The 15460-nt window shown below is 67.2% G+C and carries 9 protein-coding genes and 1 pseudogene; 8 read left to right on the forward strand and 2 right to left on the reverse strand.

Annotated elements, in window-relative coordinates:
* The first annotated feature begins 5 nt into the window (after window positions 1-5).
* The 4 genes from BUC15_RS12210 to BUC15_RS12225 all read left to right on the forward strand — a co-directional run bounded on the left by BUC15_RS12210 (window position 6) and on the right by BUC15_RS12225 (window position 5947).
* On the forward strand, window positions 6-971 hold the full coding sequence (locus BUC15_RS12210; RefSeq protein ID WP_073188681.1) for an AAA family ATPase: 966 nt from the start codon (window positions 6-8) through the stop codon (window positions 969-971).
* The gene (locus BUC15_RS12215; protein WP_084189562.1) at window positions 971-2209 is read left to right on the forward strand and encodes a DUF58 domain-containing protein; all 1239 of its coding nucleotides are present in this window, start codon (window positions 971-973) and stop codon (window positions 2207-2209) included. The genes BUC15_RS12210 and BUC15_RS12215 overlap by 1 nt, the downstream gene beginning before the upstream one ends.
* Entirely contained in the window at window positions 2206-4500 is a 2295-nt protein-coding gene (locus BUC15_RS12220; RefSeq protein WP_073188683.1) for a transglutaminase TgpA family protein, read from the forward strand. The genes BUC15_RS12215 and BUC15_RS12220 overlap by 4 nt, the downstream gene beginning before the upstream one ends.
* 64 nt (window positions 4501-4564) lie before the next feature.
* Complete coding sequence (locus tag BUC15_RS12225; protein WP_175558319.1) at window positions 4565-5947, forward strand: RDD family protein; 1383 nt, start codon at window positions 4565-4567, stop codon at window positions 5945-5947.
* Window positions 5948-6190: 243 nt separating this feature from the next.
* On the opposite strand, the gene dcd is transcribed toward BUC15_RS12225, so the two are convergent.
* Window positions 6191-6766 (reverse strand): dCTP deaminase, encoded by a 576-nt coding sequence (dcd, locus tag BUC15_RS12230; RefSeq protein WP_073188687.1) that lies wholly within the window; start codon window positions 6764-6766, stop codon window positions 6191-6193.
* A 71-nt stretch (window positions 6767-6837) separates the two neighbouring features.
* On the opposite strand from dcd, the gene BUC15_RS12235 reads away from it, so the two are divergent.
* A complete protein-coding gene (locus BUC15_RS12235; protein WP_073188689.1) occupies window positions 6838-8706 on the forward strand; it encodes an ABC transporter ATP-binding protein in 1869 nt (622 codons plus the stop codon).
* On the opposite strand, the gene deoC is transcribed toward BUC15_RS12235, so the two are convergent.
* On the reverse strand, window positions 8700-9383 hold the full coding sequence (gene deoC, locus BUC15_RS12240; RefSeq protein WP_073188691.1) for a deoxyribose-phosphate aldolase: 684 nt from the start codon (window positions 9381-9383) through the stop codon (window positions 8700-8702). The two genes, BUC15_RS12235 and deoC, sit on opposite strands and share 7 nt — an antisense overlap.
* Before the next feature lie 322 nt (window positions 9384-9705).
* Between deoC and BUC15_RS12250 the strand changes: the two are divergent.
* The 3 genes and pseudogenes from BUC15_RS12250 to BUC15_RS12255 form a co-directional block, all read left to right on the forward strand.
* Window positions 9706-14088: pseudogene (locus tag BUC15_RS12250) on the forward strand (endo-alpha-N-acetylgalactosaminidase family protein); the annotation flags it as partial.
* A 45-nt stretch (window positions 14089-14133) separates the two neighbouring features.
* On the forward strand, window positions 14134-14880 hold the full coding sequence (locus BUC15_RS21090) for an Ig domain-containing protein (protein ID WP_342741731.1): 747 nt from the start codon (window positions 14134-14136) through the stop codon (window positions 14878-14880).
* Between the two features lie 139 nt (window positions 14881-15019).
* Window positions 15020-15460 (forward strand): transposase (locus BUC15_RS12255; protein WP_139280245.1); only part of this gene is annotated, 441 nt, incomplete at its 3' end.

Raw genomic sequence — 15460 nt, forward strand, 5'->3', positions numbered from 1 at the left:
CACCTATGAATCCGGAACAAGCGCGCTGGTTCGGGGAGAACTTCGCCAACATCGTCGGCAACGTCGAACGAGTCATCATGGGCAAGCCCGAGGCGATCCGCCTGGCGGTGACCTGCCTTCTGGCGGAGGGGCACCTGCTGCTCGAGGACTACCCGGGAACCGGCAAGACGACCCTGGCCCGTGCATTGGCCCAGTCGGTGCAGGGCACCAACTCGCGGATCCAGTTCACGCCCGACCTCCTCCCGTCCGACGTGACCGGCGTGACGATCTTCGACCAGAAGTCGGGCGAGTTCGAGTTCCACCAAGGGCCGATCTTCGCCGCGATCGTCCTGGCCGACGAGATCAACCGCGCATCGCCGAAGACGCAATCGGCCCTGCTCGAGGTGATGGAGGAGTCCCGGGTCACGGTCGACGGTCAGTCCTACCCGGTGGGCCAGCCGTTCATGGTCATCGCGACCCAGAACCCCATCGAACAGGCAGGCACCTACCGGCTGCCCGAGGCCCAGCTCGACCGGTTCCTGATGAAGACCACCCTCGGCTACCCCGACCATGAGGCGACCATGCGGATCCTGGCCACCGGCGGCAGCCGCCCCCGGTCCACCGCGCTGCCCGCCGTCATCTCCGCGGCGCAGGCCGCTGAGATGAGCCAACTCGCGGCCTCGGTACACATCGAGTCGTCGGTGTTCGACTACATCGCGCGGCTCACGGCGGCCACCCGGACGCTCGAAGACGTGCGCCTCGGGGTGTCGATCCGCGGTGCACTCGCGCTCGTGCGTTCGTCCCGGGTGTGGGCCGCCTCGCTGGGGCGGCATTTCGTGGTGCCCGACGACATCAAGATGCTTGCGATCCCGTGCCTGGCACACCGCCTGATCCTCGATCCGGAAGCCGAGTTCAACGGCGTCCAGGCCGTCGACGTGATGGCCGAGGTGATCGGGTCTGTGCCGCCGCCGACCGAACGCCAGCCCGCTTGATGACGCTGACCACCGAGCCGCGATGGGAAGCCCCGGAGGCCGTCGACCCACCGACGACCCAGGGGCTCAGCAACGCGTATCGGCGACTGCGTGAGGCGACGGGGATCCGCACTGCCGGCTGGTTCACGCTGCTCGGTGGTGCCCTGAGCCTCGTCGTCGGGCTCGTGTTCGGTTGGCTCGAGTTCACGGTGGTGGGCGTGCTGGCGATCGTCACGCTCGCGATCTCGCTGCTGTTCACGGTCGGGAAGCCGAGGCTGGAGGTCTGGATCCAACTCACGGGACGCTCGGTCGTCGTAGGTGAGCGCGCCTCCGGCCTGCTGCACGTGCGCAACGCTTCGACCCGCCGTCACTGGGGATCGAGGCTCGACCTGCCGATCGGCCCGGCCAGTGCGAGCTTCTCCCTGCCGGCACTACTCCCGGGGGCGACCACCGCCGATGAGTTTCGGCTCCCGACGGGGCGGCGGGGCCTGATCGTGGTCGGCCCTGCCCGCTCGGTGCAGGGCGACCCGTTCTCGCTTACCGGCCGGGAGACTCACTGGACCGGGGAGTTGGAACTCTACGTCCATCCCCGCACGGTGCCGTTGCCTGGCAGGCAGACCGGTTTCGTCCACGACCTCGAAGGGCACGCCAGCCCGCACCTTTCGTCGTCGGACATGAACTTCCACGCGCTCCGCCCGTACGTGGCAGGAGATGACCGCAGGCACGTGCACTGGCGTTCCACCGCCCGCACCGGTCGGCTGATGGTGCGCCAGTTCGAGGAATCGCGCATGTCGCGGGTCGCGGTGTCGCTGGACACCGGGCGCACCGCGTACCTGGACGAAGAGGAGTTCGAGTTGGGGGTGTGCATCGCGGCCTCGGTCGCGCTGCAGGCCCTCTACGCCGAGTCGCCGCTGGCTCTGTTGACCAGCCGCGAGACGCTGGTTTCCGTGACGCCGACGCGCACCCTCGACGAGTTGTCGGTCGTCGAGCAGACCAGCAGGGGAGGGATCGCCGACCTGGTCCACTCGACCATCCAGCGCGCCCCCGCGTCGTCGATCGTCATCCTGGTGACCGGGTCGTCGACCACCCTGACCGACGTCAGGAGGGCCTGTTCACGGTTCGATGTCGACGCCCGGGTGATCGGCATCCGGGTCGCCACGCACGAGGAGCTCCGGGTCAGGACGGCAGGCAACATCACCGCGGTTCAGGTAGGACGTCTCGAGGACCTCGCAAGGGCCATGCGGAAGGCGATGGAATGAGAACCGCCAGACGCGCAACCGGCGTCGTCGACTCCGGCACCTTCGCCACCGCGCCTCTGCGGGGGAAATTGCGCTGGTTGGCGATCGACGCGTCGGCGTTGCTCCTGCTCCTCCTGCTGGTCGCATTCTCCTTCTACCCCGTCTTCGGCACCGGGTGGCTCTTCGTCACGGCGCTGGGGTTCGGCGCCGTCGGCATGGGAATCGGGGTGCTTTCGACGCTGCGTGGGCTCAACGTGCTCGCCACCTCCGGGGCCGCGGTGCTCGCCTGGTTCGTGTTCGGCGGGTTCTTCACGATGCCGAGCTCGACGATCGGGGGGCTTGTCCCGACGGGTCGGACCCTGTTCGGCCTCCTGACCGGACCGGTGACGGCCTGGCGCGACATGCTGACACTTACCCCTCCGATCGGGGAGACGTTCAACCTGCTGACGGTGCCTGGCCTGGTCGCGCTGGTCTCCGGGCTGGCGGGGGTCCTGGTCGCGCTGCGTTCACGGGCCCCGATGCTGGCCTGGGTGCCGCCTGCTTTCGGCTATCTGATCGGTGTCCTCGTCGGGTCTCAGACTGTGTTTCGGCCCGTGCTGGTCGGGGGGATCTTCTTCCTGGTGGTGCTGCTCTGGACGACCTACCGTCGTGGGGTCGCCCGCGGTGCCCTCGCCGGCGGCACCGGACGGATCCGTCCGCTGCGTGTCCTGCTGGGGGTGGCGACCGTCGCCGTCGCCGGTCTTCTGACGGTAGTCCTCGCGCCCCTGATCGCGGGCGGGGCCGACCGCGTGAACGTCCGCGCGGAGATCCAGCCGCCGATCGACATGAGCCAGTTCGCGTCGCCCCTCCAGGGCTATCGGGCCAACATCGCGGAGCGGAAAGACGTCACCGTGCTGAGGGTGACCGGCGCGTTGGAAGGGGAGATCGTCCGGGTCGCCACCCTCGACAAGTACGACGGGCTGAGTTACAGCGTGTCATCACTGGACGACTCCGCCGTCGAGGCGACCACGTTCACGCGGGTCGGCCAGTGGATCGCCGACGAAGGCGAGGGCACGCCCCGCAGCCTGACGGTTCAACTCGACGAGTACGACTCGGTCTGGACACCGACCATGGGGCGCACCACCGGCGTCTCGTTCGAGGGCGAGCGTCGGATCCCGCTAACCGAAAGCTTCTATTACAACCGCAGTTCCGGGACCGGGCTCGTCACCGCGGGCCTCAAATCCGGAGACAGCTACACGCTGCAGGCAAGGGTGCCGGGGCGCCCCGACGATTCCAGGATCGCGGCTGCGGCGGCCGGCGAATATCCGCTCCCCGACAGCGAGAACGTGCCGGAGATCGTGCTCAGCCGTGCCAGGACCATCGTCGGCGAGGGCGTAACCGCTGGGGCAGCGGCGTTGGAGTTGGAGGCGGCCCTCCGGGAGGGATACTTCAGCCACGGTCAGAGCGACGAGGCCGAGTCGCTGCCTGGGCACTCGGAGCGGCGGCTGATCACCTTGTTCGAATCGCCCAACATGGTCGGTGACCATGAGCAGTACGCCACCGCGATGGCGCTGATGGCCCGGGAGCTGGGCATCCCTGCCCGGGTGATCTACGGCTACAGGGCCGGAAACACCGCCACGGTCAACGGAAGCCAGGTGGGCGCCTGGCCCGAGCTGTACCTGCGCGACCTGGGGTGGGTGACGTTCGACCCGACACCTCCCGAGGACCGCAAGTTGCCCGAGGAGCCGCCCCACAAGCCACCGGAGCAGCAACCTTTCGTCGAGAACCCGCCCCCGCCCCCGCTGCGCCCCGAGGTGCCGCAGCCGGACGACCAGGTGCCGATCGACCCGGGCAAATCCCCCGAAGACGAGAACCGGATCGACTGGGCCAGGGTGGGCGCCGTCGCGCTCCTCACCGGGATCCCGCTACTGACGGTGGTCGCCCCCGTCGTGCTGGTGCTCGGGTTGAAGCTGCGCCGTCGCGCCCGCCGTCGCGGCGATGCCGTCATCGCGAACCGGGTGGCGGGGGCCTGGTCGGAACTGGTCGACCGGGCACGCGACGTCGGAAGGTCGCCTTCGGTGTCGGCGACCCGCACCGAACAGGCGGAGGCGTTCAAGGAAGACTTCCCCGACCTGCGCGAACACAGCGATCCGGTCGGCCTCGCAAAGGAAGCAGACTGGCTGGTGTTCGCGCCGGGTGAACCCAGCGAGGAGCGTGCAAGTGAGTACTGGTCGTCCACCTCGGTGGTCCGCCGGGGGATGCGCAGGTCGGTGGGCGGCGTGCGGTGGCTGCTTTCGCACCTTTCGGTCAAGTCGTTCCGCAGGATCCGATGAGACTGCCCAGGTTCCCGGGACGCTACGCTTTCGGCGTAGCCCATTCAGACAAGGAGGGCCGGACGTGAGCCGATTGATTCCTCGTGGTGTGGCCGTTGCCGGTCTCGGCAGGCGGTTCTTCGCCGCCGTCATCGACATTGCACCGATCGGGTTGATCTACGCGTTGCTGTTCTTCGGCTTGCGGATGACCGTTTCGCCGGCGATCCAACTCGTGATCGTCATCGGTGCCTCCGTGCTGGGTGCGGGCTACTGCCTCTACCAGTGGTGGGCCTACGCGACCCGGGGTGCCGGGCTGGGTGCGCGGGCCACCGGGCTCAGGCTCGTCTCATTGAAGGACGGCGAACCTGTCGGATGGTGGCGCTTCTTCCTGCGGCAGGTGGTGTTCGCGGCGCTGATGGGCACCGTGGTCGGCGGGATCGCGCTGCTGATCTTCCTGGTGGTCCACGAACGTCGTCAGGGCTGGCATGACATGGTGGCGGGCGCGGTGGTGGTCGAGCCGAAGCACGTCGAGGCAAGGCCCGTGGCGCAGCCACGCAAGACCCCGACGGTCAGCACCGTCGGCCTGCCCCCGCACCTGGCGAGCTCGTTCAGCCCCCAGCCGGGCACCTCGTCATCCTGGGCGCCCGAGGCACAGTCGGTCGAGCCGCCTGCAGCACCTGACTGGCTTCCGGGGGTCCCCACCGAACCGGTGGCACCCGCCTCGACGCAGCATTGGCCTCAATCTCAGGCCCAGCAGCCTCCGGCTCAGCAGCCGCAGTCGCAGCCTTGGCAGCCTCAGGCTCCGTGGGGCGGGCCGGCTGCGTCGGACCCGGTGCCGCCCCAGGCCTCTTCCCCCGCGATGCCGAGCGCGCCCCCGTCGACCCAACTTTCCGCCCAGACGCAGTTTCCTCTGCCCTTGCCCCCCAAGCAGAACTGGATCCCGATCCCTTCGGCCTCATCGGTGGTCGAGCCGTCGCGCAAGGTCAAGGTCAGGCCCCGCGACTTCGGAGAGGTTGATGACGATGAGGGCACCCGGATCGCGAACCTGCCGAGGGCCGAGGGCCGTAGCGACGGTGCGGAGGGCTGGTATGTGCGGCTCGACGATGGCCGAGAGGTCGAGTTGACCGTGACGGTTCTGCTGGGCCGCAATCCCCGCAAGACGGCCGATGACCCTGAAGAAGTCCATCTGGTGCCCGCTTCGGGTGACGGTCGGATGATTTCGCGAACTCACGTCCTGATCGGCACCGACCCGAGGGGGGTCTTCGTGATCGACCGGGGATCGACCAACGGCACCGCGTTGGTGGTCACCGGGGGCGAGCTCGAACCTTGCCCGCCGTCGACGCAGGTGCGGGTGAGGGAGGGGCAGCAGGTCTCCTACGGCAACCGGTGGTTCACGGTGCTGCGGCGCCCCCCGCCACTGGTTGAGCCGCGCCGGGCATCGGTTGAGCCGGGCCCGAGCGTCGGCTGAGCCGACGCCGGCCGCTGGTTGAGCCGCCCGGCGAGTTCTACGAGCAGGCGTGACGAAACCCGAGCGCTGGTTGAGCCGCCCGGCGAGTTCTACGAGCAGGCGTGACGAAACCCCCTGGCGCACGGTGCGGGGTGCCGGCCACAGCATCTTGGGGCCTGTCCCCGAATTGGGTCACGATGGTTTCGTCACGGGCCGCTCGCTTCTCACGGCCCGGCTCAACCGACCCCGGCTCAACCGTCGCGATCAGATCCTGGTGCGATGGAAGTTCAGGTGCGACCGCGACGGGGTCGGGCCCCTCTGACCCTGGTAGCGCGACCCATACTCCTTCGACCCGTACGGGTGCTCGGCCGGTGAACTCAGCCGGAAGAAACACAACTGGCCGATCTTCATGCCAGGCCACAGCTTCACCGGCAGCGTCGCCATATTGGACAGCTCCAACGTGACGTGCCCCGTGAAACCTGGGTCGATGAACCCGGCCGTCGAGTGCGTCAGCAGGCCGAGCCGTCCCAGCGACGACTTTCCCTCCAAACGGGCCGCGACGGCGGGACCGAGGGAAACCTGCTCGTACGTCGCTCCGAGCACGAACTCGCCCGGGTGCAACACGAAGGGTTCGTCGTCGGTCACCTCGATCAGGCGGGTCAGCTCGGGCTGCTCCATTGACGGGTCGATCGACGGATACCGGTGGTTCTCGAAGACGCGGAAGAACTTGTCCAACCGCACGTCGATGCTGGACGGCTGAACCATGGCGGGTTCCCAGGGGGCAAGTTGTATTCCACCCTCGTCCACCTCGGCGAGGATGTCGCGATCACTGAGCAGCATGACGGTCAGCCTAATGGCACAGAGTGGTCCTTGGGTTTGGCGATAGGGTCGTGGGCACGGAGGGAGCGTAGATGAGCGTGGGGCGTGGCGTGGGCGGAGGCCGGATGGTCGGCCGACTCGCGACCGACCCGGCCATCAGGAGCTACAAGCTCGACCGCGGCACCGCCCGGAGGGTGTTGGCCTATGGCCGTCCGTTCATGGGCATGATCCTGGTCTTCCTGATCTCCACGGTCATCGGGTCCGCCCTCTCGGTCGTGCCGCTGCTGCTGTTCCAACGCATCATCGACGACGGCGTGCTGGGCGGCGATTCGCGCCTGGTGGTCACCTTGTCGCTCGCGGTGGCGGGGATGGCGCTTGGCTCTGCGGCGGTGGGCCTCGTGGAGCGATGGTGCTCCGCCCGGATCGGCGAGGGGCTGATCCTGTCGATGCGCACCCAGATCTTCGACCACGTGATGGCCATGCCGATCGCGTTCTTCAGCCGCAGCCACACCGGAAAGCTCGTCTCGCGGCTGCAATCCGACGTCAACGGGGCGCAGCAGGCGTTCACCTCGACGCTGTCGACCCTGGTGTCCAACGGGGTCACGCTCGTGATCGTCCTGGGCTCGATGATCGCGCTCTCCTGGCAACTGACGCTGGCCGCGCTGGTGTTGCTGCCGATCTTCATGTGGCCCGCGTCCATGGTGGGACGCAAGCTGGCCGACCTGTCACGCGACCGGATGCAACAGCAGGCGGAGATGTCGGCGACGATGACGGAGCGGTTCTCCGTCTCAGGGGCCCTCCTCGTCAAGCTGTTCGGCGACCCGGCCACGGAGAACGCCTCCTTCGCCCGGCAGGCCGGGGACGTGGCCGAATCCGGCGTGCGGATAGCCATGACGTCGCGGGTGTTCATGACCGCGTTGACCCTTGTCGGAGCCCTTGCCACCGCCCTCTTCTACGGCTTCGGCGGGGTCGCGGCACTGTCCGGGCAACTGACCGTCGGGACGCTCACCGCGCTGGTCGCCTTGCTGGCCAGGCTGTACGGCCCCCTGATGCAGCTGAGCAACCTGCGTGTCGACATCATGACGGCGCTGGTCAGCTTCGAGCGGGTGTTCGAGGTGATCGACCTTGAGCCGCTGATCACCGACGCGCCGGACGCGCGTGTGGTCAAAGGCCCGCCGAGCGTCACCTTCCGGGACGTGAGGTTCACCTACCCGAGCGCGCAGAAGATCTCGTTGGCGTCGCTTGAGCCCCTTGCCGCGGCCCACGAGTCGGCGTCGGCCGAGGTGCTCCGGGGGGTCTCTTTTGAGGCGGTTCCCGGGCAGACGGTGGCGCTGGTCGGCCCATCAGGGGCGGGGAAGACCACCATCACGCACCTGATCGCGCGACTCTACGACGTCGACTCCGGTTCGGTTGAGGTGGCGGGTGTCGATGTGCGCGGCCTCACGCTGGCCTCGCTGCACGCCGAGGTCGGCTACGTGACCCAGGACGCGCACCTGTTCCACGACACCATCCGCGCCAACCTGGCCTACACCCGGCCTGGGGCTTCCGACGACGAGCTGTGGGCGGCGCTCCGGGCGGCGCAGGTCGCCGAACTCGTCGAGCGACTCCCCGACGGTTTGGCCACGGTGGTGGGGGAGCGCGGCTACCGGCTCAGCGGCGGGGAGCGGCAACGGTTCGCGATCGCCCGGTTGCTGTTGAAGGCACCGCCGATCCTGGTGCTCGACGAGGCGACGGCCCACCTGGATTCCGAGTCGGAGGCAGCCGTGCAACGGGCGCTCGACGCGGCGCGCGAGGGGCGCACCTCCATCGTGATCGCGCACCGCCTCTCGACGATCCGCGGCGCAGACCAGATCCTGGTGGTCGATGAGGGTCGGGTGGTCGAATCAGGTACGCATGAGTCGCTGCTGGCGCTCGGCGGCCACTACGCCGAGCTGTACCGCACGCAGTTCGCCGATCAGTAGTCGCCGTCGTCGACGGTGTCGTCTCCTTCGGCCCCGGCCAGGACGGCGGCGGTGCCCGAGAGCCCCAGTCGCGTGGCGCCTGCCTCGACCATCGCGTTGGCGGTGGCGTAATCCCTGATGCCTCCGCTGGCCTTGATGCCGAGGCGGTCACCGACGGTTCGAGCCATCACCTCGACCGCGTGCACCGAGGCCCCACCTGCCGGATGGAAACCCGTCGAGGTCTTGACGAAATCGGCACCGGCCGCCTCCGACGCCCGGCAGGCGGCCACGATCTCATCGTCGGTGAGGGCCGCCGACTCGATGATCACCTTCAGCAGCCCCGTCGTCGCCTCGCGCACGGTGCGGATCTCCGACTCGACGAGGTCGGCCCGGCCCTCCTTGAGCAGCCCGATGTTGATCACCATGTCGACCTCATCGGCGCCGAGCCTGGACGACTCGGCCGCCTCGAATGCCTTCACCTCCGCCGTGTGGTTCCCGGAGGGGAAACCGCAGACGGTGGCGACGCGCACCTCGCCGAGGTCGTCGGTGATGGGGAGCATCGAGGGGGAGACGCACACCGACCAGGTACCCAATTCCCTGGCCTCCCCGATGAGCGCCGAGATCTGGGCGTGGGTTGCGTCGGTCTTGAGTAGCGTGTGGTCGACCATCCGGGCCAGAGCGTTGCGTGTGATCTCCATCACGGGTCCTTTCCTGGGATGCACAGCATCGTAGCGTCGCGCGTCTTCCCGCCGAGCGCATGGGAATCAGAAGTAGTGCTCAGGTTGGGCGAGCGATCCCGGATGCGTGCGCGCTCCCGCAACTTGTGCGACCTTAGGGTGGAAAGACCCGCTGGACTCGTTGAGGAGCCTGGCAGAATCGAAGGGGATTTGGATGTCACGATCCACAGGGCGAAAAGCCCTAGCCGGCGTAGCCGCCGGCGCCCTCGTCGCGGGAGGACTCATCTTCCCGCAGTCCATGGCGAGGGCGGACTACACATACACGGCCATTCCACAGTCGGGGATGAGCCTCGTCGAGGTGAACAGCGTCTCCGTCAACGAGGGCGTCAACGGCGCCGGGGAGCTGGCACTGGACGGCAACACGGACACGTTCTGGCACACCGAGTGGCAGCCGGACGTGGTTCAGCCGCCGCACCACATCACCATCAAGCTCGCCGACCAGGCCGTCCAGTTCGGCCGCGTGACGCTGACGCCGCGGCAGTCGTCCAACGGCTCCGGCCGGGCAAACGAATACGAGCTGCAGACCGCCAACGGCGACTGCACCACCGCCACCTACACCAAGGTCGCCGAGGGCGCCTTCTCCGGGCTGGTCGCCGACAACGCCAAGGATCAGGTGATCACCCTCGACACCCCCGTCGCGGCCACCTGCGCCAAGGTGATCTACAAGTCGAGCTGGGGCGGACACGTCACCGGGGACACGACCTCGCGAGCCGAGACCGTCGCCTCCCTGGCCGAGTTCAACGCCGAAAGCGCGACGGGCACCGCCCCGACCCCGACCCCGACGGCGACGCAGACCGCGGCACCCGGGCCCGAGATCGTCATCCCCGATGGTGCGATCGAACTGACTGACGGCGACCTCAAGGTGCGCCTGCACCCCGACTTCCCGCAGGTCGTCGACTACCGCCTCGGTGACAAGCAGCTCGCCGGTCGCCTCGGCGACGCCCTCACCAGCGTCCTGATCAACGAGGTTGAGCAGCCCGTCACCGTGGGCGACCCGGTCGTCGCCGACGGCAGCAAGTCGGTCACCTACCCGCTGACGTTCCCGAACCTGCCAGGGGTCTCCTTCGACGCGGTTGCCTCGCTCGAGGACGGCGCCTTCACGCTGACCTTCACCAACATCAAGGACGACGGTAACGCGGTCAACCGCCTGCGGATCCCGAACCATGACCTGGTCTCGGTCACCTCCGATGACGCCGCCTCGCAGCTCACCGCCGGCAACGTCAACGTCAACCGCGCCTCTACGGCCGACTGGTTCGAGAATGTCGCGAACACCGCGGCGGGCAGCGCGACGATGTCTTACATGGTCGTGGCGAACAACTCCACGCTCGCGGCGGCGTTCGACTCGAACGGCACCGAGGACAACCGGGCCACCGGCACCACCAGCCCCGGCCGGGTGTAGAGCGGCAACAGCCGCTACCTGCGCCAGATCACCGATGCCGGCACCTACAAGAAGGGCACCGTCTCACCGGGTACCTGGGTGTGGCTGGCTCAGGCCGTCGAGACCACCGAGGGTTCGATCATTGGCCGGGAGAACGACCCGTACATCACCGTCAAGCTGACCGGCGACCGTAACGCCGACTCGAAGGTCGACTGGCAGGACGGCGCGATCGCGACCCGCGACATCAAGCCGGTGGTCACCGGCGCCGATGAGGTGCCGAACCAGGTCATCGCCCGCATCCCGTTCAACATCGTCTCGCAGGCCACCCACCCGTTCCTGCGCACCCTTGACGACAGCAAGCGCATCTCGCTGGCCACCGACAACCTCGGCCAGAAGGCGATGCTCAAGGGCTACCAGGCCGAGGGGCACGACTCCGCGCACCCCGATTACGCCGACAACTACAACATCCGTGCCGGCGGCTTCGAGGATCTGGAGACCCTGGCCGATGAGGGCGAGAACTGGAACACCACCTTCGGTGTCCACGTCAACTCGACCGAGTCCTACTCCGAGGCGAACGCCTTCTCGGAGGACCTACTCACCATGCCGCCGTCGGCGGCCTGGGGCTGGATGAACCAGTCCTACTACATCAACGGCCCCAAGGACCTCGCCACCGGCAACGTCCTTGAGCGCTTCCAGGACTTCATGGACGAGGCGCCGGAGAACCTGCGCTGGCTGTACATGGACGTGTACTACCCGCAGGGCTGGGAGAGCGAGCGCATGGCCGGCGAGCTGGCCGAGCAGGGCTGGACGCTGTCGACCGAATGGTCCGACCGCTTCCTGACGCAGACGACCTGGTCCCACTGGTCCCAGGAGGAGAGCTACGGCGGCTCCACCAACAAGGGCCTCAACTCGCAGCTGATGCGTTTCGTGCTCAACTCCGAGCGCGACACGTGGAACCCGCAGCCGATCCTCGGTAACACCAACCTCGTCGACTTCGAGGGCTGGACGGGCCACAACGACTACAACGCGTTCATCAACAACGTGTGGCAGCGCAACCTGCCGACGAAGTTCCTGCAGCAGTCCGACATCGTCAAGTGGGAAGCCAACGAGATCACCTTCGAGAACGGCACGGTCGCGACCTCGCCGCTCGACTCGATCGGTGGCAGCGTGGTTCCGACCAACCGCACCTTCGTCTACGACGGCGCCACGGTCTACGACCAGGGCAAGTACCTCCTGCCCTGGAGCGACGGTGGCACGGACCGCCTCTACCACTTCAACCAGGCCGGTGGCCAGTCCACCTGGACGCTGACGGACTCGTGGAAGGCGCAGACCAGCCTCGAGCTGTTCAAGCTGACCGACACCGGACGGGTCGAGATCGGCACCGTCACGCCCATCGACGGCAAGGTCACCATCACGGCAGACGCGAACACCGCCTACGTGCTGTACCCGACGGATGAGGTTCCCGAGGTCAAGGCACCGAATTGGGGCCAGGGTAGCCTGATCAACGATCCCGGCTTCTTCTCCGGTGGGCTCAGGGCCTACCAGACGACCGGCAACGTCTCGGTCGTCAAGACCGACCGGGCCAACTACCAGGCCGAGATCGGCTCGGGCGCGGCCAGCCTCGCCCAGGACCTGACCCTGCCCGCCGGCACCTACTCCGCGTGGGCCTGGGTCGAGATTGAACCCGGAAGCTCGCGCTCCCTGACGGCGGAGGCCACCGGCACCGGCGTCACGAACGCCGCTTACAACCTGGAATCGGCCGCCGGCTCGGTGAAGAACACCATCTCGTCCTCCACCGTGCTGAACGCCACCGCCTCCGATGAGAAGGTGGACACCAACTTCCAGCGGTTGCGAGTCACCTTCACCACCACCGGCGGCACCGTGAACCTCAAGTTCAGCGCCGGTGCAGGCGACGCAAAGGTCTCGATCGACGACCTGCGCATCGTGGAATACACCCCGCCGACCGACACCGCGTCGACGGCCGGCACGATCTTCTTCGAAGACTTCGAGAACATCGACACGGGCTACTTCCCGTTTGCCACCGGATCCACCAACGCGGGCGGCGACGCCCGCACCCAGCTGGCCCTGCGCCACGAGCCGTACTCGCAGAAGGGTTGGTGGGGCATCAACTCCAGCAACGCCGTCGTCGAGGGTGGCAAGCTCAACGACAACGTCCTCACGGGCGAATGGTCGCTGATGGCAAACAACGAGAACTCCGGCGAGATCCTCAAGACCTCCCCCGGTGCCATCCCGTTCAAGGCCGGTCACAAGTACAAGGTGTCGTTCGACTACCAGACCACCTACGCCGACCAGTACCGCGTCCGCCTGGGCGGTGACGTCGTGTCCTCCACGGGGGTTCAGACGATCAACCAGGTCTCGCAGACCCTCGCGCAGCAGTTGAACACCACCAACTTCAGCGCCGAGTTCGACGCCTCGTGTGGGGTCCCGTTCATCGCCATCGACAAGCTCGCCGGCGCGAACACGCAGCACAACATGACGATCGACAGCCTCCGCGTCGAAGACCTCGGCGAGAGCGCATCGGCATGCATCGACGGCACCATCAGCACCGGCTCGGTTCAGGCGGGCGGCTCGTTCGCCCTCACCACGACCGTGCAGGCTCTGAGCGGTGCACTGACCGGTGTGCAGCACGCCCTCACCCTGCCCACCGGCTGGACCTCCACCGTCACCACCGCCGGCGCAACCACGCTGGCCGAGGGCGCGACCTCGACCCAGGTGTGGAACATCTCCGTTCCGGCGGATGGTGAAAGCTCCAGCATCACCTTCACCGGCAGCGGCACCGCTGGAGGCCAGGTGGCAACCGTCACCCGCACCTCGGCGATCACCGTCACCCAGCCACTGCCCGAAGGCGAGGTCTACCTCTCCGACATGCAGGACCGGATTGTCGGCACCCCGACCAACGGTTGGGGCCCCATTGAGTGGGATATGTCGAACGGGGAGCAGGGTGCCGGTGACGGTGGCTCGCTCAGCATCGGCGGGGTCACGCACGACAAGGGCATCGGCATGCACGCTGCCGGCAGCGTCACGTTTGATCTCGAAGGCAAGTGCACCGTGTTCAAGGCGACCGTCGGCATCAACGACAACCAGACCCGCGGCACGGTCATCTTCAAGGTGGACGGCGACGGCACCGTCCTGAAGGAGACCCCGACCCTCACCGGTGCCAGCGATCCCTACGAGATCGAGTTGGACATCACCGGGGTGCAGGAACTGACCCTGATCGCCGACCCGACCTCCGACGGCAACGGCAACGACCACGCCGACTGGGGCAGTGCCCGAGTGACGTGTGGTGACGCTGAGACCGATACCACCGCCCCGGTGGTCCAGGAGATCGCTGACCAGACCGCCGTCGTGGGGGACCAGGTGTCCCTGCAGGTTGAGGCCGAGGACGAGTCCACGCCCCTCGCCTACGAGGCCGCCGGCCTTCCCGCCGGCCTCACGATCAACGCCGGAACCGGCCTGATCTCGGGCAGCCCGACCACGGCCGGTGTCAGCAACGTCACCGTCACGGTCACCGACTCGGCCGACAACGCCGCGGATGTGAGCTTCAAGTTCACGGTGACGCCGAAGGTGTCGCCGACGCCGACGCCGACGCCGACGCCGACGCCGACGGCTACTCCGACTACGCCTGCGGGGTTTGTCCCGACGGCTCCGTACTCGCTGCCGGGGGCGCACACGATCAATGGGCGTCAGTGGTTCACGACCTGTGAGAAGTATTCGCAGACTGAGCGTTGCCGCACTGAGATCTGGGCGAGCATTGTGGTCAGGGATAAGAGCGGCAACTTCTCGATCAAGCGGGGTTGGGCGTTCAACAACATGACGTACCTGCCTTACATGACCAGGGCTCAGTGGGCCAGTAACCCGCTGGGTCACACGGGGTCGTGGACGGCGACTGATGGTCGCAGGTGGCGTACCGAGTGTGATACGGCGCTGAGTGGTCCGAATGCGTGCCGTAGCTTTGCCTGGACCACGGTCTATGAGGCCAAGGCGAAGGCTGGTGGCGGTTACACGTTCAGCCAGACCAATAAGTGGGTCTTCAACAACATCGTGATGTTCAAGCGGTGACCCTCTGGTGAGAAGATCGGCCCTCGACGGAAACGTCGGGGGCCGGTTTTTTGTGTGGTTGGGTCGGTTGAGCCGCCTCGTGAGGAACGAGCAAGGCCCCCCGCGCTGGTTGAGCCGCCTTGCGAGGAACGAGCGAGGCGTGTCGAAACCAGCGCTACGTTGCATCGCGATCCGGATCCGGGACCTCGACCAGCAAATCGTTGATCTTGAGGCTGGGCTGTCGAAGGTCTTGACTCCGATCCTGCCTCGGCTGCTGGCTCGTCCCCAGGTCGGTATCATCACCGCGGCGCAGCTGTTGATCGCCTATGGTCAAGATCCTGACCGTATCCCTACTGATGCGAAGTTCGCCCGCATGGCGGGTATCGCCCCGATCCCTGCCTCGTCAGGCAAGACGAATCGGATGCGGCTCCACCGTGGTGGGAACCGGCAAATCAACAAGGTCGTCCACATGGTTTGTCTCGGCAGACTCAGAAACTACGAGCCCGCCATCTCCTACCTACAACGACGCACCACTGAAGGCCTATCAAAAACCGATGCCATCCGAGCCATGAAACGCCTCGTGTCCCGGGAACTCTACGGA

The organism is Tessaracoccus bendigoensis DSM 12906, from assembly GCF_900141915.1.
Taxonomy (GTDB): Bacteria; Actinomycetota; Actinomycetes; order Propionibacteriales; family Propionibacteriaceae; genus Arachnia; species Arachnia bendigoensis.

Excerpts from the sequence above, each read along its gene's own strand:
- BUC15_RS12220 (WP_073188683.1), top strand. The coding sequence starts at position 2,206 with ATGAGAACCGCCAGACGCGCAACCGGCGTCGTCGACTCCGGCACCTTC.
- dcd (WP_073188687.1), bottom strand. The coding sequence starts at position 6,766 with ATGCTGCTCAGTGATCGCGACATCCTCGCCGAGGTGGACGAGGGTGGA.
- BUC15_RS12215 (WP_084189562.1), top strand. The coding sequence starts at position 971 with ATGACGCTGACCACCGAGCCGCGATGGGAAGCCCCGGAGGCCGTCGAC.
- deoC (WP_073188691.1), bottom strand. The coding sequence starts at position 9,383 with ATGGAGATCACACGCAACGCTCTGGCCCGGATGGTCGACCACACGCTA.
- BUC15_RS12235 (WP_073188689.1), top strand. The coding sequence starts at position 6,838 with ATGAGCGTGGGGCGTGGCGTGGGCGGAGGCCGGATGGTCGGCCGACTC.
- BUC15_RS12210 (WP_073188681.1), top strand. The coding sequence starts at position 6 with ATGAATCCGGAACAAGCGCGCTGGTTCGGGGAGAACTTCGCCAACATC.